Genomic DNA, 20,675 nt, shown 5'->3' on the forward strand with positions numbered 1-20,675 from the left:
CCTGCACCGCTGCCGGACGACCATGACCCTTGGACCCTGACCATGGACACCCCTACCCGCGCAGCCAACGCCGGCCTCGTCGCGCTGGCGCTCGTCGCCACCGGTATGACCAGCTATGCCATCTGGAGCGTGCGCCAGCCGCCCGTGGAGTCACCGTCGACCGTTGTCGCGGGTGGCTCGTCCCTGGCGTCGCTGACCACCGACCCGGCCCAGAGCACGAGCACCGCGGACCCGACCACGGCGGGCCCTGACGAGGCGACAGCGACCACCGAGGGCCCTTCCGGTGGCACCGACGGCGCCGAGTCCATGTCGGTCGAGGCCTGGGTCGAGGCGCTGGCGCCGGGGGCGGAGGTCGACCTCCTGGTGGTCGGCGACGGCTACAGCAACCTGCCGGACCAGTGGGTCGAGCTGTGGGCCGAGCAGCGGGGCGATCAGGACGAGCGCACGGTGCAGTTCCGCCACTGGGGCGAGGCGGAGGACGCCTCCTTCAACGACCCGCTCGCGCTCACACTGGGCGACGGACCCCCGCTGAGGGTATGGAGTGCCAGCCGGGCGGACACGACCGTCGCCGACGCCGCCGCACGCCTCCCGGATTTCGTCGCCTCGGCGACCGATCCCGACGCGGTGCTCCTCACGCTGGGCCGGTCGAGCGAGGACGAGGACATCCCGTCCGCCCTGGGCGACCTCGCGGACGCGTTGCCCGAGGTGCCGGTCCTGCTCGTCATCGGCCCCGCAGGGCTCTATCCGGACGGTGTCGGTGACGCCTTCGAGACATGGGCCACCGAGCACCCCGACGAGGCGGCCGTCGTCGATCTGCGGGACCTCGCCCCGGAGAGCCCGAGCGCGGAGGAGTGGGCGCAAGCCTTCGACGAGGCGTTGCGCGGCTGACCCCTCGCGCCGGGCCGCTCAACCCTGACCGGCGCGCAGGTTGCGCTGGTCGGTCACCCACAGTCCGGTGAGACCGCGGAAGTGCGCGATGAACTTGTCGTGCTCGTGCTCGGGGTAGTGCCCGCGGACCGTCTCGGTGAGCAGGTCGTCGAAGGCCTGCGAGCCCACCCACTCGAGCACCCGCTCGGGCAGGTGCGCGAGGTGGGTGTCGGCCCACTCCCAGTAGCGCTCGGTCTCGAACTCGTCGTCGGCGAGCTGCCGGTAGGCCTGCATCTTGTCCTCGTAGCTGCGGTCCGGGTCGTCCGCGATGGCGAAGTACTCGCGCGGGTTGCGCACGCCGATCGCCGACTTGCGGCCGGTGGCGAGGCAGTAGGTCGACCACCGGACCAGGGCCGTGATAGCCCATGGGAAGTAGTAGTGCAGCGAGGTGACGGCCACGTCGGGGCAGGCGTTGGCGTAGTCGATCGGGTAGACCTCGTTGCCGGCGACGAGCATCTCGGCGGAGTTGAACTCCCAGCCGAAGAACGCGTTGACGACCTTGCTGACCGTTTCGGCCTCCCAGCCGGCCTGGGGCGAGAGGAAGTCGTAGCTCACGGCATACCGGTTGTGCATCGGCTCGTCGGGACGGAAGTCCATGACCATGGTCTCCGGACCGATGGTCAACGCCCTGGCGAAGTGCTCGTAGTCGGCGGTGGCCTGCAGGTGCATGAGCATGTTGCCCGACTCGTCGTAGGCCTGGTGCAGGCCGTCGACGTCCTTGACCTTGGAGACGCCGCGCCAGCCGCCACCGTCGAAGGGCTTCATGAAGAGCGGGTAGCCGATGTCCTCGGCGATCTTCTCCAGGTCGAAGGGGTCGTTGTACTTGCTGGAGGTGTAGGCCCACCGGACGTTGTCGACGGGGTTCTTGTAGGGCACCAGCACGGTCTTGGGGATCTTCATCCCGAGCCGGAGCATGGCGACGTAGGCGCTGTGCTTCTCCATGGACTGGAAGGTGAACGGGCTGTTGAGCAGGTAGGTGTCGTTCATCAGCGACGCCTTCTTCAGCCACTCGCGCGGGTGGTAGTACCAGTACGCGAGGCGGTCGATCACCAGGCCGTGGCGCACCGGGTCGGTGAGGTCGAAGGGGTGGATCCGCACCCGCTCGCTGCCGACCGAGTGCGTGACGCCGTCGGCCTGGATCGGCCCCACCATGTCGAGGACGGCCTCGAAGGCCCGGGGCCAGTCCTCCTCGGCGCCGAGGAGCAGTCCGATCAGGTGGGAGCGCACGTCGTTGGCCATGAGCCGAACGTTAGCGGGTCGACGGGGCCGCCCGCAGCAGGTGTCGGTATGACGTGCAGCTGCCCTCGTGAACCCGTGGACGCCGTGTCGGACGAGCACCGACGAGAAAAAGTGCCCGCGTGAATCATCGTTACCGCATCGTTAGGTCAAATACGTGAAGGCTCACTTACGGTGGTCGCGCCGGCGTGGAAAACCTCGCCGAATTCCCAACACCCTCGAAGGGGACACGATGAAGAAGTGGATTACTGCTGCCCTCGGCGGCACCGCCGTGGCGACTCTCGCCTTCGCCTCGGCCTCGGCGCTGACCGTGGACGGCGGAACCCTCCAGGCTGGAGTCGACGGCGACCTGCGTTGCGACACCGACGGCGTGAAGGTCAACTGGGGCCTGGAGACCGACGACAACTCCGTGCGCACGGTCCGCATCACGGGCATCGACGCCGCCTGCTCCGGAGCGGAGATGTTCGTCCGCACCACCCAGATGTCCGACGCCGCGAAGGTGACCCTGGACGGCAGCGACCAGGCCGTCGTTCGCTTCACGGCGCCCTACCCCGCGCCGGAGGAGATCACCTCCGTCCGCGTCTGGATCGAGGGCTGAGGCGATCGTGGCGGCCGTGACCGCGCTCCCGCGGCCGCCACGACCGCACCCTGCCCCGATGAGCCGACACTGGCCCAACATCGCGGTTTGGGCCGCTGTCGTTGCCCTTCTGGTCTGCTGGGCATTCACGCTGCGACCGACTGAGCTGGGCGGACCGGCCACCTATGTCGTCGTCTCGGGCGACAGCATGGAGCCGGCGCTCAGCAATGGGGACCTCGTCGTCCTGCGGGAGCGACCGACCTATGCGGTCGGGGACGTCATCACCTTCCCCGTGCCCGATGGCGAGCCGGGGGCCGGCGCCCTCGTCATCCACAGGGTGGTGGACACCGACGGGCCGGCCTACGTGCCGCAGGGCGACAACCGGGAGCGAGCCGACGACTGGCGGCCGACTCTCGAGGCGGTTCGGGGCAGCCTGTGGTGGCACGTGCCTCGTGGCGGCCACCTCCTTGGCCTCCTCCTCTATCCCCCGCTCCTGGCGGCCGCGACCGGAGGGTTGACCACGATATGGCTATTGCTGCGTGAGCCGACGCCACCGGCCCGAAAGAGGAATTCATGAGAAGGCGTCTTGCCGCGTCCGGAATTCTCACCCTTATGGGTGTAGCGACCCTCAGCACAGTAGTTTATGCGTCAGCGAGCACGATGCCGGTCGACGCCGACACTCTGCAGATCTGGGACATTCCCGGAGGCCCCGACCCTGGGGCGCCGGCTCCCTCGACGACACCCACGGACGGCCCTGAGCCGACCGGCCCAGACACCCAGCCCGCGCAGACCGACCCCAGTGCCACAACGAGCATGCCGGTGGAGTCCGAGCCGATCGATGGAAAGGCGGATTCCGCGACACTCCCTGCCGCCGACGCTGTGGAGGCGCCGGCGTCGAGCGATCCAGCTGGCGTCACGGCAGACCCGGGCGAGGACCCAGCCCTTCCCTGACACGGCGGCGGGCCTGGCTCAGCAGAAGCGCGGCAGGTGGTGAGCCAGCTGCTTGCGCCACCACGGCCAGTCGTGGGCGCTGTCGTGGCCCCAGAGGTCGAACTCGTGCGGGATGTCCTTCTCCGCGAGGATCCCCGCCAGGCGGTGCGCGCCGGGCAGCGACTGGGTGGGGTGCACCTCGAAGGCGCCCTGGCCGGCGACGAGCAGGATGTTGGCGTGCTCACGCACCCACTGCAGGTGGTCGCCCTCCATGCCGGCGACGTAGGCGGTGGGGTTGGCAAAATAGGTGGCCTCGCCCAGCTCGCCCCACCCGTGCCAGGAGCTGGGGTCGAAGTTGCCGGACAGGCTGATCCCGACCGGGAAGAGGTCCGGGCGCTTGAGCCCGAAGTTCACCGCGTGGAAGCCGCCCATGCTGCAGCCGACCGTGACGATGCCGCGGTGCCCCGGTGAGTCGTCGTCGATGAGCGGCACCACGGTGTCGAGGATCCAGCTCTCGTAGGCCCCGTGCCGTCGGGCGCGCTCCTCCGTCGGGAGGCTGTTGTCGCTCCAGGACAGGTGGTCGAAGGAGTCGACGCAGTAGACCTTGATCCGCCCCTCCTCCACGAGGTGGCCGATCGCGTCGAACATGCCGTTGTTCTCGAAGTCCCAGGCCCGCCCGGCCTCGGACGGGAAGACGAGGACGGGCCGGCCCCAGTGGCCGTACCGCACGATCGTCCCGCGCCCGACGCCCTGCGTATCGAGATCGATCTGCTCACGGTCCATGGCCACTCCTCGTCCGCTGTCCTGGGCGTCGGCCGACCCGACGTGGGGGCAAGCCTGCCACACCTCATACAGGCACCACGGGCCCCGCACAGCAGACACATAGGCAGGACCGGCGGAATGGAGAAGCACAGCACCCCACCGCCTCCGAGGAGCCTTCCATGAGCACCCTGATCCTGCCCGCCGTCGACCTGGTCGCGATCGTTCTGCTGACCTTCGCGGTCTACCTTCCCCGCCACCGACGGACCGAGCTGGTGCCCGCCTTCCTCGGGGTCAACGTCGGCGTCCTCGCGGTGAGCCTGGCGCTGACCTCCTCGGCAGCGACCATCGGGCTCGGACTCGGTCTCTTCGGCGTCCTCTCGATCATCCGGCTCCGGTCCAGCGAGCTGAGCCAGCGCGAGATCGCCTACTACTTCGCCGCGCTGGCGCTCGGGCTGCTCGGCGGCATCGGGGTCACCAGCCTCGCGCTCGGAATCGGCCTTATGGCGCTCATCGTGCTGGCGCTGGCGATCGGCGACCACCCCCGGATCTCCGGACAGCAGGCCTCGGTCCGGCACCAGCTCGTGGTCCTGGACCGCGCCATCGCGGACCAGGACGCGCTGCTGGCCCGGCTCGGCGAGGTCCTCGGCGGCCAGGTGGTCGACGCGACGGTGGTGCGCCTCGACCTCGTCAACGACAGCACCCAGGTGGACGTCGTCTGGCTCCCTGAGCCGCGTGAGCCGGCGGCGCAGCACGGCACCCGCATCACCCGGTCCAGCTCCGCCGACGCCGCGGTGGTGACCCGATGAGCCCGCTCACCGCACTGCCGGCCATCTCTCTGGACACGCTGGTCGCCGAGGCCGCCCTCCTCACCCGGGTGGACCGCAAGTACCTCCTCCGGACCCGCGACCTGGAGCAGGTCATGACCGCTCTGCCCCACGGCACCCGTGCGCTGGAGATCGAGGGCCGGCGCACCTTCGGCTACGCCTCCACCTACTTCGACACCCCCGACCGAGCCAGCTACCACGGCACCGCGACCGCGCGCCGCCGCCGCTGGAAGGTCCGCACCCGCTCCTATCTCGACACCGCCACCTGCTGGCTCGAGGTCAAGACCCGAGGTCCGCGCGGCGCCACGGTCAAGTCGCGTCAACCGCACCCCGGAGGTATGCCGTCCGCGCTCCCCCCGGAGGCGGTCGCCTTCGTGGAGCGGACACTCACCGACCAGAGCGTGCCGGTGCCGACCGGGGGCTGGGTCGCCGCACCCGCGCTCGGCACGGCATACCGACGCAGCACCCTCGCCCTGCCGGGCGGCGAGCGCGCCACCGTCGACACCCACCTGCGCTGGGAGGCCGCGGACGGCACCGAGCTGGCCGCCGACGACGTGGTGATCGTGGAGACCAAGACCGGCTCGACCCCGTCGCCCCTGGACCGCCGCCTCTGGGCCGCAGGACACCGGCCCGTGCGGCTCAGCAAGTTCGGCACGGGCATGGCCCTGCTCGACCCCACCCTGCCCGCCCACCGCTGGCACCGCCTGCTCACCATCACCGGCCCGCTGGCCGCCTGACCCCACCGACCCCCAGACACCCCCACCCCATCGAGGAGAGCACCATCATGAGGATCACCCACCTGAAGACCGTCGCCGCCACCGTCGCCGCCGCCGCGCTCATCGCCGGCTGCGGGATCCAGGACGGCAGCGGCACCGCCGCGGCGGGCAGCGAAGCGACCACGACGAGCTCGACGACCACCAGGTCGGCCGACACCGCCGACGCGGAGAGCGAGACCACGCAGACCACGGACGACGCGGACGACGCGGACGACGCGGACGACGCGGACGACGACACCATCGGTGCGGTGGGACTGAGCACCCACGCCGACGGCGACGAGGGCGACGACGACGAGGACGACGCCGTTCAGGTGTCCCTCGCCGACGACGCCGGCACCACGGCGGACAGCGGTGTCGAGGTCACCAGCACCGACGAGGGCACCGACCTCGTGACCATCACCGAGGCCGGCACCTACGTGCTGAGCGGGACCCTGACCGACGGCCAGGTCGTCGTCGACGTGCCCGAGGAGGAGGACGTCACCATCGTCCTCGGCGGGGCGGAGATCACCAGCTCTCTCGGATCCGCGCTGCACATCAGCTCGGCCGAGGACGCCACGGTGGTCCTGGCCGACGGTTCGGACAACTACCTGGCCGACCCGGAGATTTATGCGAGCTCGGCGGCCACCGTCGACGAGGAGACCGGCGAGGAGGTGGACGCACCCAACGCCGCGCTCTACTCCACCGCCGACCTGACCATCGCCGGCGACGGCGCCCTGACCGTGGAGAGCTACGGCAACGACGGCATCACGAGCAAGGACGGGCTGGTCATCCTCTCCGGCGACCTCACGGTCAACGCGGTCGACGACGGCATCCGCGGCAAGGACTTCCTCTCCCTCGAGGGCGGGACCGTCACGGTGACCGCCAACGGCGACGGGTTGACCTCCGACAACACCGACGAGGGCACCGGGATCGTCGCGATCTCCGGGGAGGACACCGAGGTGACGGTGGCCGCCGGCGACGACGCGGTGAAGGGCGAGAACGTCATCGACCTCGTCGACGGCACGCTCACCGTGACCGAGTCGCTCGAGGGGCTGGAGTCGGCGCGGATCATCGTCGAGGGCGGCACGACCGATGTCACCGCGAGCGACGACGCGCTCAACGCCGCCTCCGACACCACCACCCCGTCGGTCGAGATCACCGGTGGGGACCTCACGCTCGATTCTGGCGGCGACGGCCTGGACTCCAACGGGACGGTGACGATGACCGGCGGCACCGTCACGGTCCACGGCCCCACGATGGACGGCAACGGCGCCCTCGACGTGGACTCCGACTTCCTCCTCTCCGGCGGCACCCTCATCGCGTTCGGCAGCGCGGGCATGCTCATGGCTCCGTCGACCGCCAGCGAGCAGACCACGGTGGCCACCGCCCTCACGAGCACCGTCGCCGCGGGCTCGACGGTGACCGTCACGGACGGCGACGGCACGCTGGTCGCCGACCTCGTCACCGACAAGGAGACGGCCTCGCTCGTCCTCTCCTCGGCCGAGCTCACCGCCGGAGAGACCTACACGATCAGCGTCGACGGCTCGGAGGTAGCGAGCGCGACCGCAGGCGACTACTCCCTCCAGGGCATGGGCGGCATGGGCGGCGGTCCGCGAGGCTGACCGCAACCCTGCCGACCTGCCAGCCTGCCTGACCTGCCCGACCTGCCATCCCTGCCAGAGCTGCCGACGCCCGCGCGGCTGCACGACCGCGGACGGAAAGCACTCCGTCGCGGAAATCCCCCTGCAGGATGATGTCCCGGTCTGGTGAACCCCACCAGACTGGGGCGCGTGCAGTCAGAAGATATCCAGGTCGAGGTCGTCGCAGGCGACACCAACGGAGACGCAGGCCAGGCCCTCGGGCAGGGTCAGCTCGTCGCTTCCGACCTCGTGGTGCTGGTGCTGGACGACAGGGCGTCCGCACCGGCTCTTCCGCTGCACGTGCTCGTCCCTGTCGCAGCAGGGGGCGACAGGGACGAGCACATCAACGTCGCCGAGATCGAGCAGGCACCCGAGGGCGTGCCGTGCGTCGGTCTCCAGCTGGAGCGCCCGGCGCAGGTGACCCTCACCGGCGAGCCCGCGCTTCCCGAGGCCCTGCGGCCCAGTCTCGAGCGCCTGGACGACCAGCGGCTCGACGACGGCGGCGGGCGCCTCTCCTCGATCGCCAGCGGCCTCCTCGGGGGACGAGAGGCCGCTGGCCGCGACCCATGGTGGTGCAGGATGTTCCCCCGGTGGTGCAGATAGGCTGGCGAGAGGTCACGACCTCGGTGCCCCGACCAGGGAGGAGGGCTCTGGTGGACGCAGACACCTCGATGGTGCGCGCGACGGCGACTCCCCCCGCGCCCCCGCGTCGGTGGCGACTGGAGGTGGCGATCCTCGCCAGCGCCTTCCTGCTCGAGCTCTTCGCATCGGGCGTGGTCCTCGGGCCGATGGTGGAGTGGGGCGGCGGTGATCAGGTGCCCCGGTGGATCATCGTCGCGATCCTGCTCGTCGAGCTCGGCGCGCTCGTCGTGCGCCGGCACCGGCCGATGATCGTCCTGGTCGGCGTGCTCGTCGTCAGCGCTGGCCTCGCGCTCTGGCTCGAGGGCGCGCAGCCCTTCTTCCTCGTGCCGGTCGCCCTCTTCGCCGCAGCGACGCTGACACCGTTGCGGCACAGTCTCCTCGCGCTCGGCCTCTCGCTCGCCTACGTCGCCGTCCTGGTCTGGTCGGTCCTGCGGTACCTCGAAGATCCGGCGGGGCCTCTGGACTGGTTGTTCCCTGCCGTGGGCTTCTCGTTCCTTCTGACCGCCGTCTGGGTCGTGGCCCGGCGCGACCGGAACCTTCGGTTGCGCGCCGCCGCGCTCCGTGACGAGCTGGCCGTGGAGGCCGAGCGCGCCGCGCAGGCCGAGCGGCACCGCATCGCCCGTGAGCTGCACGACATCGTCGCCCACTCCGTCAGCGCCATGATGATGCAGGCTGCCGGGGCGCGGGCGATGACCCAGTCGGTGGCTCGGGACCTGCCCGAGGACGGTCGGGTCACGGCGGTGCAGGGCGCCCTGGGCACCATCGAGAGCACCGGCGCACAGAGCATGCGCGAGCTGCACCGCCTGCTGGGCGCGCTGCGCGACGGCGAGCTGGCCTCCGCGGGGAGCAGCCTGGACCTCGAGCACGACCTCTCGCCGAGCACCCAGCCCCACCTGGGCGACCTGGACGAGCTCATCCAGGTCCCGCGTCGCAGCGGCCTCATCGTCGACGTGCACCAGCAGGGGACGCCGCAGGAGGTCGACCCCTCGGTCGGCAGCGCGGCCTACCGCGTCGTGCAGGAGTCGCTGACCAACGCCCTCAAGCACGCCGGTCGAGGTGCGCTCGTCGACGTCTACGTCGCCTGGCAGGAGCAGGACCTGCAGGTCCAGGTGCGCTGCCGTGGGTCACGCGACGCCACCCGCCCGGACACCCCGAGTGGCGGCACCGGCCTGCGCGGCCTCAAGGAGCGGGTCAACCTGGTCGGCGGCACCTTCGAGTCCGGGTGGGCCGGCGAGGAGTTCGTGACGACCGCCACGCTGCCCGTCCGCCCACCGGCCAGCGGCGGCGCCGACGGGACCCCGCGACACGTCGGTTCGACGGGGTGGGAGTGAGCATCCGCGTCGTCATCGCGGACGACCAACGGGAGGTGCGCGAAGGCCTCGGGATGCTGCTCGACGCGCAGGACGACATCAGCGTCGTGGGCCTGGCCGCCGACGGGCTGCAGTCCGTCGAGATGACGGCACGAGACCGCCCGGACGTCGTCGTCATGGACATCCGCATGCCCGGCATGGACGGCATCGAGGCCACCCGACGCATCGTCGCCGACCGCGAGGATCGCGACGACGTCACGACCGTACTGGTCCTCACCACCTTCGCCCACGACGACGCCCTCTACGGCTCGCTGCGCGCCGGGGCGTCGGGCTACATGCTCAAGGACGCCGCCCCCAGCCGCCTTCCCGGCGCGATCCGCACCGTGGCCGACGGCGGGTGGTGGATCGACCCCGGGGTCGCCGGCACCGTCATCAAGACGCTGCGCGACACCGCTCCGCTGGATCCCAGCGGCCGCCCCAGCCTCGACATGCTCTCGCGGCGAGAGCTGGAGGTGCTCACCCTCATGGGCGACGCCCCGTCGAACTCCGAGCTGGCCGGCCTGCTCTTCCTCTCGGAGGCGACCGTCAAGACGCACATCTCCCGCCTCCTCATGAAGACCGGGAGCGCGGACCGGTCTCAGCTCGTCGCGCTCGCCTACAAGTCGGGGCTCGTCCGACCCTGACCCGCGGCATACCAACTTCGGGGTCTGCGGCGAGAGGTCATGAAGCCGCGTAGGACGCCGGCAGGAGATCGTCCGGCCACCGCCCCGTTTCGCAGGATATGTGCTCTGACCTGCGAAAACGTCGCTTGTCAGAGGTTGTGCGGGGCCGACATACTCCCCTGGTGCCCACCACCATCGGACTCTTCGGCACCGGACGCCTCGGATCGGCGATCCGGCAGCTCGCCGCGTCCCGCGACGGGGTGGAGGTGGCCTGGGCGGTCGGCCGAGAGGCCGCACCCGCCGCACCCGTGGACGTCGCCATCGATGTCAGCGTGGGCGAGGCCGTCGGCGAGCATCTCGCCTGGGCCCGGCGCACCGGCGCCGACCTCGTCATCGGCGCCACCGGCTGGGACCCGGAGACGACGCTGATCGACGAGGACGAGCGCCCCGGGATCAGCATCCTCCTGGCCCCCAACTTCTCGCTCGGAATCGCGCTCGTGCGACGCCTCGCCGGCGTGCTCGGGGAGTATGCCGCCGCTCGCGGCGGGCAAGGCGCCGTCGACCTCGCCGTGACGGAGACCCACCACCGGCACAAGGTCGACTCCCCCAGCGGCACCGCCCTGGTGCTGCGCGAGGCCCTGGCCCGCGGCGCCGGCGCCCGCCTGGAGGACGTGCAGACGCAGAGCCTGCGCCTCGGTGAGGTGATCGGCGACCACGAGGTCAGCCTCACCTCCGCGCTGGAGACCATCAGCCTGCGCCACACCGCACACGACCGCGACCTCTTCGCCGACGGCGCCCTCACGGCCGCTCTCTGGCTGGCGCACCGGCCCACGCCCGGCCTGTTCACCCTCGACGACCTCGCCGAGGACCAGCTCACCACCCTGCTCTCCCTCGGCCCCGACGCCGGGGAGCAGCCCGCACCGTCGACCACCGGTCGACGCACCTCCGCCGGGGCGCGCGCCTGAGCGGCGCCACGGCATACCTCGAAGGAGTCAGCATGGACCGCAGCCTCACCGCAGCACCGTTCACCGGTCTCGGCGTCGCCCTGGCGACGCCGTTCACGACCGGGACCGACGCCGTGGGTGGCTCGCGAAAGCCGGCTGTCGACCACGCGGCCTTCGAGCGGCTGGTGCACCACACCCTCGCCGACGGGCTGGGGATCGACTGGCTGGTCGTGCTGGGCTCCACCGGTGAGGCGGCCACCGTCGACGACGCGGAGCGGCACGCCCTGGTGCGGCAGGCGGTCGAGCTGACCCGCACCCCGGGCGGCGGGCCGGGCATTCCCGTGGTCGTCGGCGTCGGCCACAACGACACCGGACGCACCTGCGAGCTGGCCGCCGAGGCGGCCGCCGCCGGGGCAGACGCCCTGCTCGTGGTGACGCCGTTCTACAACAAGCCGCAGGTCAGTGGGCTGGTCGCGCACTACCGCGCGGTGGCCGAGGCTGCCCCCGGGCTGCCGATCATCGCCTACAACGTGCCCGGGCGCACCGGTTGCAACATCACCGCGGAGGCCATGCGGCAGATCTGGCAGGTGGAGCAGGTCGTGGCGGTCAAGGAGAGCTCGGGAGACCTGCGCCAGATCGGCCAGATGTGCCAGGAGGCGCCCGAGGGGCGGGCCGTGCTCGCGGGCGACGACGACCTCGCGCTGGCCTCGATCGCCGTCGGCGCCCAGGGGTTGGTCTCGGTCTGCGCCAACGTCGCGCCCGTCGAGACCCGCCGGTTCGTGCATGCCGCGGTGTCCGGGGACCTCGGCCTGGCCCGCGAGATGGCCTCGTTGCTCGCGCCGCTGATGGAGGCGATGTTCGTCGAGACCAACCCGGTGCCGGCCAAGGCGGCGCTCGCCTGCCTGGGGCTCGGCACGGCCAACGTGCGGCTGCCGCTGTCACCGGCCGAGCCGGAGACCTGGACCCGGGTCCAGTCGGCCCTCGCGCGGGTGCAGTCCGCCCGTCGGGGCGCCCTGGCCGGGCTGCCCGCCACCGCGGTGCCGCACGACCCTGCCGCCCTCGCCTCGTGAGCGCCGCCGACCTGAGGGAGACCTTCGCCGAGGAGTCCGGCGCCGAGCCGACCGTCGCCGACGTCGAGGCGCTGCTCGCAGCCCTCGAGGACGGCTCCGCCCGCGCCGCCACCCGGACCGCGGACGGGGACTGGGAGGCCCACGCCTGGGTCAAGCGCGGCATCCTCGCCGCCTTCCGCCTCAGCGAGACCGTGGAGCTGGACTGGCCCGGCGGCAGCGTCGACAAGTCGCTCGTGCCCGCGCGCCAGATCACGGCGGGCGACGGCGTCCGGCTCGTGCCCGGTGGGACCTCGGTGCGCCGCGGTGCCCACCTCGCCCCAGGGGTCGTCGTCATGCCGCCGAGCTATGTCAACGTCGGTGGCTACGTCGGGGCCGGGTCGATGGTCGACAGCCACGTGCTCGTCGGGTCCTGTGCCCAGGTCGGGTCCGGGGTCCACCTGTCGACGGCGGTGCAGCTCGGCGGGGTGCTCGAGCCCGTCGGCGCCCGGCCGGTGGTGGTCGAGGACGACGTCTTCGTGGGCGCGCAGTGCGGGCTCTACGAAGGCGTCGTCGTCCGGCAGGGTGCCGTGCTGGCCCCCGGCGTGACGCTCACCGCCGGGACGACGATCTACGACCTGGTCGAGCAGCGAGAGGTGCGCGGCGAGGTGCCCGAGGGTGCCGTCGTCGTGCCGGGGTCGCGCCCGGCCCGCGGCGACTACGCCGACGTGCTCGGACTCTCGCTCTACGCCCCGGTCATCGTGAAGTATCGCGACTCCTCCACCGACGCCGCCACGGCGCTCGAGGAGTCGCTGCGGTGAGCCCTGCTGCACGGGTGGCAGGGATCAGCCTGTCGTCCATCCGACGCATGACCGTCGGTGCTCCCCCCGAGGCGATCAACCTCGGCCTGGGCGAGCCCGGCTGGCCCGTGCCCGATGTGGCCCGGGAGGCTCTGGCGGGGCTAGGCGCCGTGGCCGCCGGATCCGCCACGGCCCACGCGGAAGGGGCGGGTGCGCCGCTCTCCTACGGCCCGAACACCTCCGACCCGGCCCTCGTCCGCGCCATCGCCGCCCACGCCTCCCGAGCCACCACGCCCGGGCCCAGCTCACCACACCCCCGGCCCCCCTCACCCCGACCAGCAGCCTCGTCTGCCCGCTCCGAGAGCCTCGCCCGCACGGTCCGAGAGCCTCGTCCGCACGGTCCAGCAGCCTGGGCAGCGCACTCCGAGAGCCTGGTCGGCCCGGAGCAGGTGATGGTCACGGCCGGCAGCCAGGCGGCGCTCTTCGCGCTCTTCCAGGCGCACGTCGACCCCGGGACCTCTGTCCTCGTCCCCGACCCCGGTTTCGTCGCCTACCCGACCCTCGCCCGACTGTGCGGCGCGACGCCGGTCGGCTACCCGCTCGGCGCCGACGGGGACCTCGATGCCGGTGCGCTGCTGCGCGTGCTCGGTGAGCGACGGCATACCTCGCTGGTCGTGCTCAACCACCCCGCCAACCCGACGGGCGGCGTCGCCTCCCCCGAGGCGTTGCGCGCGGTCGCGGACGCCTGCCGCGAGCGCGGCGTCGTGCTGCTCAGCGATGAGGTGTACGCCGAGCTGTGGGTCGGCGGGCGGCCTGCCTCGGTGCACGACGTCGTCGGCGTCGACGAGGCGGTCGTGCTGGGCTCGGTGAGCAAGGCCTTCGCGGCGCCCGGCCTGCGCGTCGGCTGGGCGATCGGCGCCGAGGACCTCCTGGCCCCCGCCCGGCTGGTGCACAACGCGATGACGACGGCGCCCGCGCGCCCCTCGCAGGCTACCGCCCTGGCGCTGCTGGAGGCGGCCGACGACGTGCTGCCCGCCGCGCGGGCGGAGCTCCGAGCGCGCTGGGACCTCGTCGCCGAGGTGGCGCCGGAGCTGCTGACCCCTCGAAATCGACCACGGGATTCCTCGCCGGTGCACGAGAACGCGTGGTCGAGTTCGCCGCAGCGGGCCGGGATCTACCTGTGGCTCGCGGTCCCGGACGACCTCGACAGGGGACGACACGACGTGGGACGACACGACGTGGGGGGCCACGAGAAGGATGCGACGGAGGGCTTCGCGCTGCGGCTGCGCGACGAGGCCGGCGTGACCACGATCCCGGGGACCGCCTTCGGGGCGGGCGGCGCAGGTTTCCTGCGGGTCGGCGTCGGCGGGCCGCAGGGCGAGCTCGAGGAAGGACTACGGCGCCTGGCGCCCTGGTGGAAGGCATGATCTTGACCGCTGCGACGACCGACCTGTTCGCGTTCGACGAGCCCGAGCTGCTGCGCCTCTCGGAGGAGTACCCGACGCCGTTCTTCGCCTACGACCTGGGCACGGCTCGCGAGCGCTACGCCCGGCTCCGGGAGGCGCTGCCCGCCCGCGTCCGCCTCGCGTATGCGGTGAAGTCGAACCCGGGACTGCCGCTGCTGGAGACCTTCGCGGCTTCCGGCGCGTGGTTCGACTGCGCGAGCGCGGGCGAGGTGTCGACCGCGCTGGCGGCCGGGGGCACTGGTCCGGGCATGGTCTTCGCCGGCCCGGCCAAGTCCGAGCGGGACCTGCAGGCGGCGCTCTTCGCCGGCGCCCGCATCCAGGTGGACGGCATCGAGGACGTCGAGCGACTGCATACCCTCCACACCGGGGACCGGCCGCTGCCGGTCAGTGTGCGGATCAACCCCGCGGCGGGTGTGTCAGAGGTCGCGACCATCATCGGAGGTGGCGGGCCGAGCGCGTTCGGGGTGGACGAGGAGGTGATGGACGACTTCGTGAGTCAGGCCGCCCGGTTCGACCGGGTGGAGATCCAGGGGATGCAGGTCTTCGCGGCGAGCAACGAGCTTGACGCCGGTCGGCTGCTGGCCAACCACCGCACGGCGCTGCGGATCGGTCAGCGGCTGCAGTCGCTGCTCGGGCGCGAGCTGGACCTCATCGACATCGGAGGCGGGCTCGGGATTCGGTATGCCCTCACCGAGGCCACCCTGGACATCCGGGCCGTCGGTGCCGGGCTCGGCCGCATCCTGGCCGAGAATCCATGGTTCACCGGCGAGCTGCTGCTGGAGCCGGGGCGGTGGCTGTCCGGGCCGACCGGGGTCTACGCCGCCCGGGTGGTGCGGACGAAGGTGTCGCGGGGTGAGCGGTTCGCCATGCTCGAGGGCGGCATCAACCACCTGCTACGACCGCTGCTGACCGGGCAGTCCTTCCCGACGCTGGTGGTGCGCCCCGGCGACGGGGTGGTCACCACCGAGCGCGCCGCCACGACCCTGGCCGGCCCCCTGTGCACCTCGCTGGATCGCGTGGGCACCGGAGACCTGCCGGTGGATCTGCGGCCGGGCGACGTCGTGGTCTTCGGGCAGACCGGCGCCTACGCCTACACCCAGGCGATGAGCCACTTCCTGTCCCACGCCGTGCCCGAGCAGCACTGGGTGGACTAGCCGACTGCCGCCCTCAGGCGATCCGGACGGCGATCTTGCCGCCCGGGCTGCCCTGCTGCGAGAGCCGGTGCGCGTCGGCGATCTGGTCCAGGTCGAAGGTCTCGGCGACCGTGACCCGCAGGTCACCCTGCTCGACCAGCCTGGCGAGCGCGTCGAGGTGCGCGCGATCGGGGCGGACGAAGACGTAGTGCCCGCCAATCGACGCCATCTGCTCGGCATCGATGACCGAGACCACCCGCGAGGTGTCGGTGACCTGCTCGGCGATGTCCGCCATGGCCTCACCCCCGACGAGGTCGAGCACGGCGTCCACCGGACCGCCCGCCCGCGCCAGCTGCTCGCCGATCGGCCCGGCGCGGTGGTCCAGCACCTCTCTCGCCCCCAGGGAGCGGACCAGGTCGTCGTTGGCGGCCGACGCGGTGCCGATGACCTCGGCCCCCAGTGAGCGGGCGATCTGCACCGCGAACTGGCCCACGCCGCCGGACGCGGCGTGCACGAGCACCCGCTCACCCGCGGCCACCTGCAGCGCCTCGGTGAGCGCCTGGTATGCCGTGAGGCCGGCGAGCGGCACCGCAGCCGCCTCCTCGAAGGAGAGGCTGGCGGGCTTGCGGGCGAGCGTCCGCTCCGGGGCGGGCACCAGCTCGGCGGCGGTTCCGGCGGCGATGTCGTCGCGGCGCACGTAGCCCCATACCTCGTCCCCGACCTGCAGCCCGGTCCGCACGGCCGGTCCGACGGCCTCGACGACCCCGGCGACGTCCCAGCCCGGGATGATGGGCAGGTGGTGCGGGTAGGCGCCCTGCAGGTAGCCCTCGCGGATCTTCCAGTCGACCGGGTTGACGCTCGTGGCCCTGGCCCGCACCAGGACGGTGTCCGGGCCGACCGGCGGGTCCGGGCGCTCACCGACGGTGAGGACCTCGGCGCCCCCGAAGGACTCGTAGCTGGCTGCACGCATCATGCTCTCCTCACGCTCAGTGGTGGATCGGCGGGTGGCCGCCGACCCGTGACCCGAGGGTCAACGTCCGGGCGCGAGCACTATTCCGCGGCTGCGGTGGCGACCCGCACCCGCAGACCGCTGATGTCGTAGCCCGCGGTGACGTCGTTCCAGCGCACGACCGGCTCACCGACCAGGCTCCAGCGCGTGCGCATCAGGCGCCGGAGGAAGACGTCGGCCTCCTCGAAGGCCAGGTGCTCACCGGGGCAGGAGTGGTGACCGGCGCCGAAGGTGAGGCCGGCGGCAGGCACCCGGCCGTGCTCGGCCACGGGGCAGCGGTCGGGGTCGACCGCCGCCGGCCGGTCGCCGAAGACGTCCTTGTCGGTGTTGGCCCGCCGGAGGTCGAGCTCGAGGTCCGCACCGGCCGGGATCGTCACGGGCCCGTCCTCTCCGTCGAGGGTGAGTGGCTCGGTGGCGCGTCGGTGCAGGGTCGCGGCGACCGGGTCGATCCGCAAGATCTCGGCCAGGATGGCCTTGCGCTCGACGTCGCTCCCCACGCCGAACCGGTCGGCCAGCACGGGCTGCTCGAGGAACTGCCAGGTCGCGACCGAGATGAACTCCCGCGTCGTGACCATCCCGGCCGCGGCGTAGGTGAGGCACTCGATGAGGATGTCGCGGTCTTTCAGCCCCTGCGCCAGCAGGCCACCGATGACGTCGTCCCGCTCGTCCCGCCGGTGCGCCCGGATCGCGGGGCGGACGTGCTGGAGGTAGAACCGGGCGGTCGCAGTCTGGGTGCGCGCCTGGGCACCGAGCCGGCGCCACCACGCCGCGGTGCGCGCGGGTTTCGGCTCGAAGAAGACCTCGAGCAGCTGCTGCATACCGGAGACAGAGGAGTGGGTCAGCCCCACGACCTCGCACACGACGCTCATCGCCAGCCGGAAGGACGCGGCATCGACCGACCCTCCACCGGCGCGCTCGAGCTCTCCGACCAGCTCATCGCTGAGCGACTCGATCGTCTCGCGGTGTCGGGTCGTGACCGCACGCGGCGTGAAGTAGCGCCCGGCCAGCCGCCGTTGCTCCCGGTGCGCCGGGCCCTCGGCGTAGAGCATCGGGGGGCGGGTCAAGGGCGCCGAGCTCGCCAGATCCGCGGAGAAGCCGGACTGCCTGGTCCCTGAGGTGCGGCCCAGCAGGTCGCGCGCTGCGGCGTAGGAGCGCAGCACCACCCGCACCGTGCCGCCGTCCTCCCGGACCTCGACGTCCGGGCTCGCGACCTCGTCGGCCCGGCGCGTGCGGCGCTCGTCCGGGGCTGCGGGAGGGGTTGGCTCGGCCACGTCGGCCATCCTCACAGCCGGAGCCCGCACCGGCACCTGATCGTGGCTCGCCGAGCGGGAGGTGCTCGATCGTCGGCCACCGATCGCCACCGAGCCGCCCGTAGGTGAGCACGTCCACCCGCGTGCCGTCGACGAGGAACTTCTCCCGCTCCCGTCCCTCGACGACGAAACCCGCCGCCCGGGCGACGCGACCAGAGCCCGGGTTGTCGACGCGGTGCCCGAGCTCCAGCCGCTCCAGCCCTTCTCCCCCCTCGTCGGCGGCGCAGAGGAGTCCGTCGGCCACGGTCGCGACGGCGCGGGCCATGACGCCGCAGCCACGGTGCCGGGCATGCATCCACAAGAAGACCCACGCGCTGCGGTTCGCCGCGTCGAGGCTCGCACCGACCATCCCGACGACGACGTCGTCGCAGGTCACGGCATACCCCCGGCGCTCCGGGCGCTGCAGCCAGGAGACGTAGCGGCGTGCCGAGACCTCATCACTCACGTCCCCCTGACGCATCATGTCGTCCGCGCTGCGGAAGGCGTCGAGGACTGCGGCGACGTCACCCTCGCGCACGCGTCTGATGCGGTATGCCGCTGCTTGCGTCGCTTCGGTCATCGCGCCAGCGTAGGCGGCTTCGGTCGGCGCCGGAACGGGTTTTCCACAGACCGGCTCCGAGCCCTACGCTTTGCTGGTGATCCTGGGGATTTCCGACTACTGAACGTTCTTCGTCGCCGGCCTCCTCATCGTGCTCCTCCCCGGCCCGAACTCGATGTTCGTGCTGTCAGAGGCCGCCCGCCACGGGGCAGGGCGAGGGTATGCCGCCGCGTTCGGCGTCTTCGTCGGCGATGCGGTCCTCATGGGCCTCACCTTCCTCGGCGCCGCCTCCCTGCTCCAGGGCAACCCGGTCATCTTCAGCGTGGTGAAGTACCTCGGCGCCGCCTACCTCGCCTGGATCGGCCTCAAGCTGGTCCGGGCCGGGCTGACGGCGCTGCGCCGGCCCGGCAGCACGGCGACCGACGTGGCCGACCAGGGCGCGGCTGTGCCGCCGCGGGGCGGCAGCTCCTTCACCACCGCGCTGATCCTCAGCCTGCTCAACCCCAAGGCAATCCTCTTCTTCGTCGCCTTCTTCGTGCAGTTCCTCCGGCCCGGCTCGCCGACGCCCCTGCTCGACTTCCTCGTGCTGGCGACCACCATGCAGGTGCTGAGCATGCTCTACCTCAGCGCCCTCATCTTCTCCGGCCGCGCGTTGGCCCAGCGCTTCCGGCAGCACCGGCGCACCGCGGGCGGTCTCACGGGGATCGTCGGGACGGTCTTCGTCGGCTTCGGGGTGAAGCTGGCGGCTGCCTCGCTCTGAGGACCCCCTCCCGGCGGGTCCGATCGGGAGCGGGCCCTTTCTCGGGACGTGTGCCGATGACAGTCGCGCGAGGCTGACGGCACTCCCGCCCTGCTCACCACCACGGCCCTGCTCAGCACTCCCGCTCCGCTCAGCGCAACCGCCGCGCGAGCAGGGCCAGATGCAGGTCCAGCCGATCTCGCCCACGCCGCAGGTCGACACCCAGCGCCTGCTCCACGAGCCCCAGCCGGTAGTAGACCGTGCTCCGGTGCAGGTGCAGGCGCGCTCCGGTCCGCGACACGTCGCCGGCGAGATCCAGGAAGGTCTCCACAGTCACCAGCAGGTCGTCCCGACCGCTCGACTCCAGGGGCTCCAGCAGGTTGAGCGGCTCTGTGGCACCCAGGATCAGCCGCTGCGACAGCAGCCGCTCCCAGACGGCCACCCCCTCCAGCACGGGATCGAGGAGCGCGGCGCGCGCCGCCTGCCGAGCCTGGGCCAGCGAGGCAGCGACCCCCGAGGAGGGTGAGCCCTCCTGGCCCCCGACGGGATGCGCCGCTCCGAGGCCGAGCACGACACCTGTCCCAGACCCCGCCCATGGGGCCAGGGACGCCGCGACCGCCTCAGGGTCGTCCCCGGGCCCCCCGCCGAGGAGCACGATCACCGAGGCTCCCTCCAGCACCGCGCCCAGCACGCCACCCGAGGTGGCCACCCGGCGGCACACCTCGCGCAGACTCCGCGTCCCGCCTGCGTCGCCGGCCCCCTCCCGAGGCGTGAGGACGGCGGCCCGCACCGACCCTGGTCGGCCGCCGGGCGCCCGCGCCACCAGCGCCTCCCAACTCTCGTCGTGACCGGCCACCAGCGCGCCGACCGCCTGCTCCCGGGTGGCCGTGCCAGCAGCGGCGGGCACGGCGTCGCCCTCCGCCAGCTCGCGCGCGGCCGCCAGCACTCTCGCCCGCTGCCCGGCAGTGAGGTCGTCCGCGCTGGCCGTGACCCAGACCCTGCCGCGGACGCCGGAGCCGACCCGCACCTCGGCGCAGAGCCGCGGCCCCAGCCCCAGCTCCTCGTTGACCGGCACGCAGACCAGACCGCTACGCCCCAGCAGGTGCCGCTCCTCCCACGCCCGGACCTGCGCCGACCCCACCCGTCGCAGGATCGCCTCCACCCGCGCGGGATCCGCCTGCTCACCAGCCAGGCTGTAGGCGAGCACCCGCCCCTCGGCATCGTCGAGCGTCACCCCCCGACCAAGATCGCGGGCCAGCGCGTCCACGACCTCCTGCACGGACAGCGACACGCGCCACACCTCCTCAGGACCGACCTTGCGACGATTGTAGGAACACCGCGGCCTCACCTTCGCGCAGCCGACCGATGCGCCCCCACGCCGCCGCGGCCTAGCCTGCGGGAGACGCTGCATACCAGGAGGAGACC

Annotated in this window: 19 protein-coding genes and 2 pseudogenes; 15 read left to right on the plus strand and 6 right to left on the minus strand. The window is 72.3% G+C overall.

The annotated features are described in order from the left end of the window. The first annotated feature begins 42 nt into the window (after positions 1 to 42). Positions 43 to 888 carry a hypothetical protein gene (locus tag AC5PYY_RS02400; protein WP_493898214.1) on the plus strand — a complete coding sequence of 282 codons (846 nt, stop codon included), beginning with the start codon at positions 43 to 45 and terminating at the stop codon, positions 886 to 888. Positions 889 to 906: 18 nt separating this feature from the next. On the opposite strand, the gene AC5PYY_RS02405 is transcribed toward AC5PYY_RS02400, so the two are convergent. Then, the gene (locus AC5PYY_RS02405) at positions 907 to 2,166 is read right to left on the minus strand and encodes an ATP-grasp domain-containing protein (RefSeq protein ID WP_493898215.1); all 1,260 of its coding nucleotides are present in this window, start codon (positions 2,164 to 2,166) and stop codon (positions 907 to 909) included. Positions 2,167 to 2,395: 229 nt separating this feature from the next. Here AC5PYY_RS02405 and AC5PYY_RS02410 point away from each other — a divergent pair, with 229 nt between their 5' ends. Continuing rightward, on the plus strand, positions 2,396 to 2,761 hold the full coding sequence (locus tag AC5PYY_RS02410; protein WP_493898216.1) for a hypothetical protein: 366 nt from the start codon (positions 2,396 to 2,398) through the stop codon (positions 2,759 to 2,761). A 58-nt stretch (positions 2,762 to 2,819) separates the two neighbouring features. After that, entirely contained in the window at positions 2,820 to 3,317 is a 498-nt protein-coding gene (locus AC5PYY_RS02415; protein ID WP_493898217.1) for a signal peptidase I, read from the plus strand. Between the two features lie 392 nt (positions 3,318 to 3,709). On the opposite strand, the gene AC5PYY_RS02420 is transcribed toward AC5PYY_RS02415, so the two are convergent. Continuing rightward, positions 3,710 to 4,453 (minus strand): esterase family protein, encoded by a 744-nt coding sequence (locus AC5PYY_RS02420; protein ID WP_493898218.1) that lies wholly within the window; start codon positions 4,451 to 4,453, stop codon positions 3,710 to 3,712. Between the two features lie 158 nt (positions 4,454 to 4,611). Here AC5PYY_RS02420 and AC5PYY_RS02425 point away from each other — a divergent pair, with 158 nt between their 5' ends. The 11 genes from AC5PYY_RS02425 (at position 4,612) to AC5PYY_RS02475 (ending at position 15,675) form a co-directional block, all read left to right on the plus strand. Then, entirely contained in the window at positions 4,612 to 5,238 is a 627-nt protein-coding gene (locus AC5PYY_RS02425; protein ID WP_493898219.1) for a DUF4956 domain-containing protein, read from the plus strand. Further along, a complete protein-coding gene (locus AC5PYY_RS02430) occupies positions 5,235 to 5,993 on the plus strand; it encodes a polyphosphate polymerase domain-containing protein (protein WP_493898220.1) in 759 nt (252 codons plus the stop codon). Before AC5PYY_RS02425 ends, AC5PYY_RS02430 begins: the two co-directional genes overlap by 4 nt. A 47-nt stretch (positions 5,994 to 6,040) precedes the next feature. Beyond that, positions 6,041 to 7,633 carry a carbohydrate-binding domain-containing protein gene (locus tag AC5PYY_RS02435; RefSeq protein WP_493898221.1) on the plus strand — a complete coding sequence of 531 codons (1,593 nt, stop codon included), beginning with the start codon at positions 6,041 to 6,043 and terminating at the stop codon, positions 7,631 to 7,633. Between the two features lie 168 nt (positions 7,634 to 7,801). Then, positions 7,802 to 8,254, plus strand: a complete 453-nt coding sequence (locus AC5PYY_RS02440) for a hypothetical protein (RefSeq protein ID WP_493898222.1) — start codon at positions 7,802 to 7,804, stop codon at positions 8,252 to 8,254. Positions 8,255 to 8,304: 50 nt separating this feature from the next. Continuing rightward, entirely contained in the window at positions 8,305 to 9,624 is a 1,320-nt protein-coding gene (locus AC5PYY_RS02445; RefSeq protein WP_493898223.1) for a sensor histidine kinase, read from the plus strand. Beyond that, a complete protein-coding gene (locus AC5PYY_RS02450) occupies positions 9,621 to 10,286 on the plus strand; it encodes a response regulator (RefSeq protein WP_493898224.1) in 666 nt (221 codons plus the stop codon). The genes AC5PYY_RS02445 and AC5PYY_RS02450 overlap by 4 nt, the downstream gene beginning before the upstream one ends. Before the next feature lie 161 nt (positions 10,287 to 10,447). Further along, positions 10,448 to 11,230, plus strand: coding sequence for a 4-hydroxy-tetrahydrodipicolinate reductase (locus AC5PYY_RS02455; protein WP_493898225.1), 783 nt, complete (start codon positions 10,448 to 10,450; stop codon positions 11,228 to 11,230). A 32-nt stretch (positions 11,231 to 11,262) separates the two neighbouring features. Further along, entirely contained in the window at positions 11,263 to 12,279 is a 1,017-nt protein-coding gene (gene dapA, locus AC5PYY_RS02460; protein WP_493898226.1) for a 4-hydroxy-tetrahydrodipicolinate synthase, read from the plus strand. Beyond that, positions 12,276 to 13,076 carry a 2,3,4,5-tetrahydropyridine-2,6-dicarboxylate N-succinyltransferase gene (locus AC5PYY_RS02465; RefSeq protein WP_493898227.1) on the plus strand — a complete coding sequence of 267 codons (801 nt, stop codon included), beginning with the start codon at positions 12,276 to 12,278 and terminating at the stop codon, positions 13,074 to 13,076. Before dapA ends, AC5PYY_RS02465 begins: the two co-directional genes overlap by 4 nt. Next, a complete protein-coding gene (locus tag AC5PYY_RS02470; protein ID WP_493898228.1) occupies positions 13,073 to 14,482 on the plus strand; it encodes a pyridoxal phosphate-dependent aminotransferase in 1,410 nt (469 codons plus the stop codon). The genes AC5PYY_RS02465 and AC5PYY_RS02470 overlap by 4 nt, the downstream gene beginning before the upstream one ends. Further along, entirely contained in the window at positions 14,479 to 15,675 is a 1,197-nt protein-coding gene (locus AC5PYY_RS02475) for a type III PLP-dependent enzyme domain-containing protein (protein WP_493898229.1), read from the plus strand. The genes AC5PYY_RS02470 and AC5PYY_RS02475 overlap by 4 nt, the downstream gene beginning before the upstream one ends. Positions 15,676 to 15,688: 13 nt before the next feature. Here the strand turns inward: AC5PYY_RS02475 and AC5PYY_RS02480 are convergent, their stop codons facing one another. The 3 genes and pseudogenes from AC5PYY_RS02480 to AC5PYY_RS02490 all read right to left on the minus strand — a co-directional run. Next, the gene (locus AC5PYY_RS02480; RefSeq protein WP_493899310.1) at positions 15,689 to 16,624 is read right to left on the minus strand and encodes an NADP-dependent oxidoreductase; all 936 of its coding nucleotides are present in this window, start codon (positions 16,622 to 16,624) and stop codon (positions 15,689 to 15,691) included. Positions 16,625 to 16,704: 80 nt separating this feature from the next. Next, positions 16,705 to 17,934: a cytochrome P450 gene (locus AC5PYY_RS02485; RefSeq protein WP_493898230.1), complete on the minus strand. Its 1,230-nt coding sequence runs from the start codon at positions 17,932 to 17,934 to the stop codon at positions 16,705 to 16,707. Positions 17,935 to 18,109: 175 nt separating this feature from the next. Beyond that, positions 18,110 to 18,532: pseudogene (locus AC5PYY_RS02490) on the minus strand (GNAT family N-acetyltransferase); the annotation flags it as partial. Positions 18,533 to 18,647: 115 nt separating this feature from the next. Between AC5PYY_RS02490 and leuE the strand changes: the two are divergent. Further along, positions 18,648 to 19,271: pseudogene (leuE, locus tag AC5PYY_RS02495) on the plus strand (leucine efflux protein LeuE); the annotation flags it as partial. A 130-nt stretch (positions 19,272 to 19,401) separates the two neighbouring features. On the opposite strand, the gene AC5PYY_RS02500 reads toward leuE, so the two are convergent. After that, on the minus strand, positions 19,402 to 20,541 hold the full coding sequence (locus tag AC5PYY_RS02500) for a PucR family transcriptional regulator (RefSeq protein ID WP_493898231.1): 1,140 nt from the start codon (positions 20,539 to 20,541) through the stop codon (positions 19,402 to 19,404). Between the last annotated feature and the right edge of the window lie 134 nt (positions 20,542 to 20,675).

It is taken from the genome of Serinicoccus sp. JS2-9 (assembly GCF_059025165.1).

What these genes read in the sequence shown, in the direction of transcription:
- AC5PYY_RS02400 (WP_493898214.1), top strand. Translation starts at nt 43, where the DNA reads ATGGACACCCCTACCCGCGCAGCCAACGCCGGCCTCGTCGCGCTGGCG.
- AC5PYY_RS02405 (WP_493898215.1), bottom strand. Translation starts at nt 2,166, where the DNA reads ATGGCCAACGACGTGCGCTCCCACCTGATCGGACTGCTCCTCGGCGCC.
- AC5PYY_RS02410 (WP_493898216.1), top strand. Translation starts at nt 2,396, where the DNA reads ATGAAGAAGTGGATTACTGCTGCCCTCGGCGGCACCGCCGTGGCGACT.
- AC5PYY_RS02415 (WP_493898217.1), top strand. Translation starts at nt 2,820, where the DNA reads ATGAGCCGACACTGGCCCAACATCGCGGTTTGGGCCGCTGTCGTTGCC.
- AC5PYY_RS02420 (WP_493898218.1), bottom strand. Translation starts at nt 4,453, where the DNA reads ATGGACCGTGAGCAGATCGATCTCGATACGCAGGGCGTCGGGCGCGGG.
- AC5PYY_RS02425 (WP_493898219.1), top strand. Translation starts at nt 4,612, where the DNA reads ATGAGCACCCTGATCCTGCCCGCCGTCGACCTGGTCGCGATCGTTCTG.
- AC5PYY_RS02430 (WP_493898220.1), top strand. Translation starts at nt 5,235, where the DNA reads ATGAGCCCGCTCACCGCACTGCCGGCCATCTCTCTGGACACGCTGGTC.
- AC5PYY_RS02435 (WP_493898221.1), top strand. Translation starts at nt 6,041, where the DNA reads ATGAGGATCACCCACCTGAAGACCGTCGCCGCCACCGTCGCCGCCGCC.
- dapA (WP_493898226.1), top strand. Translation starts at nt 11,263, where the DNA reads ATGGACCGCAGCCTCACCGCAGCACCGTTCACCGGTCTCGGCGTCGCC.
- AC5PYY_RS02475 (WP_493898229.1), top strand. Translation starts at nt 14,479, where the DNA reads ATGATCTTGACCGCTGCGACGACCGACCTGTTCGCGTTCGACGAGCCC.
- AC5PYY_RS02480 (WP_493899310.1), bottom strand. Translation starts at nt 16,624, where the DNA reads ATGCGTGCAGCCAGCTACGAGTCCTTCGGGGGCGCCGAGGTCCTCACC.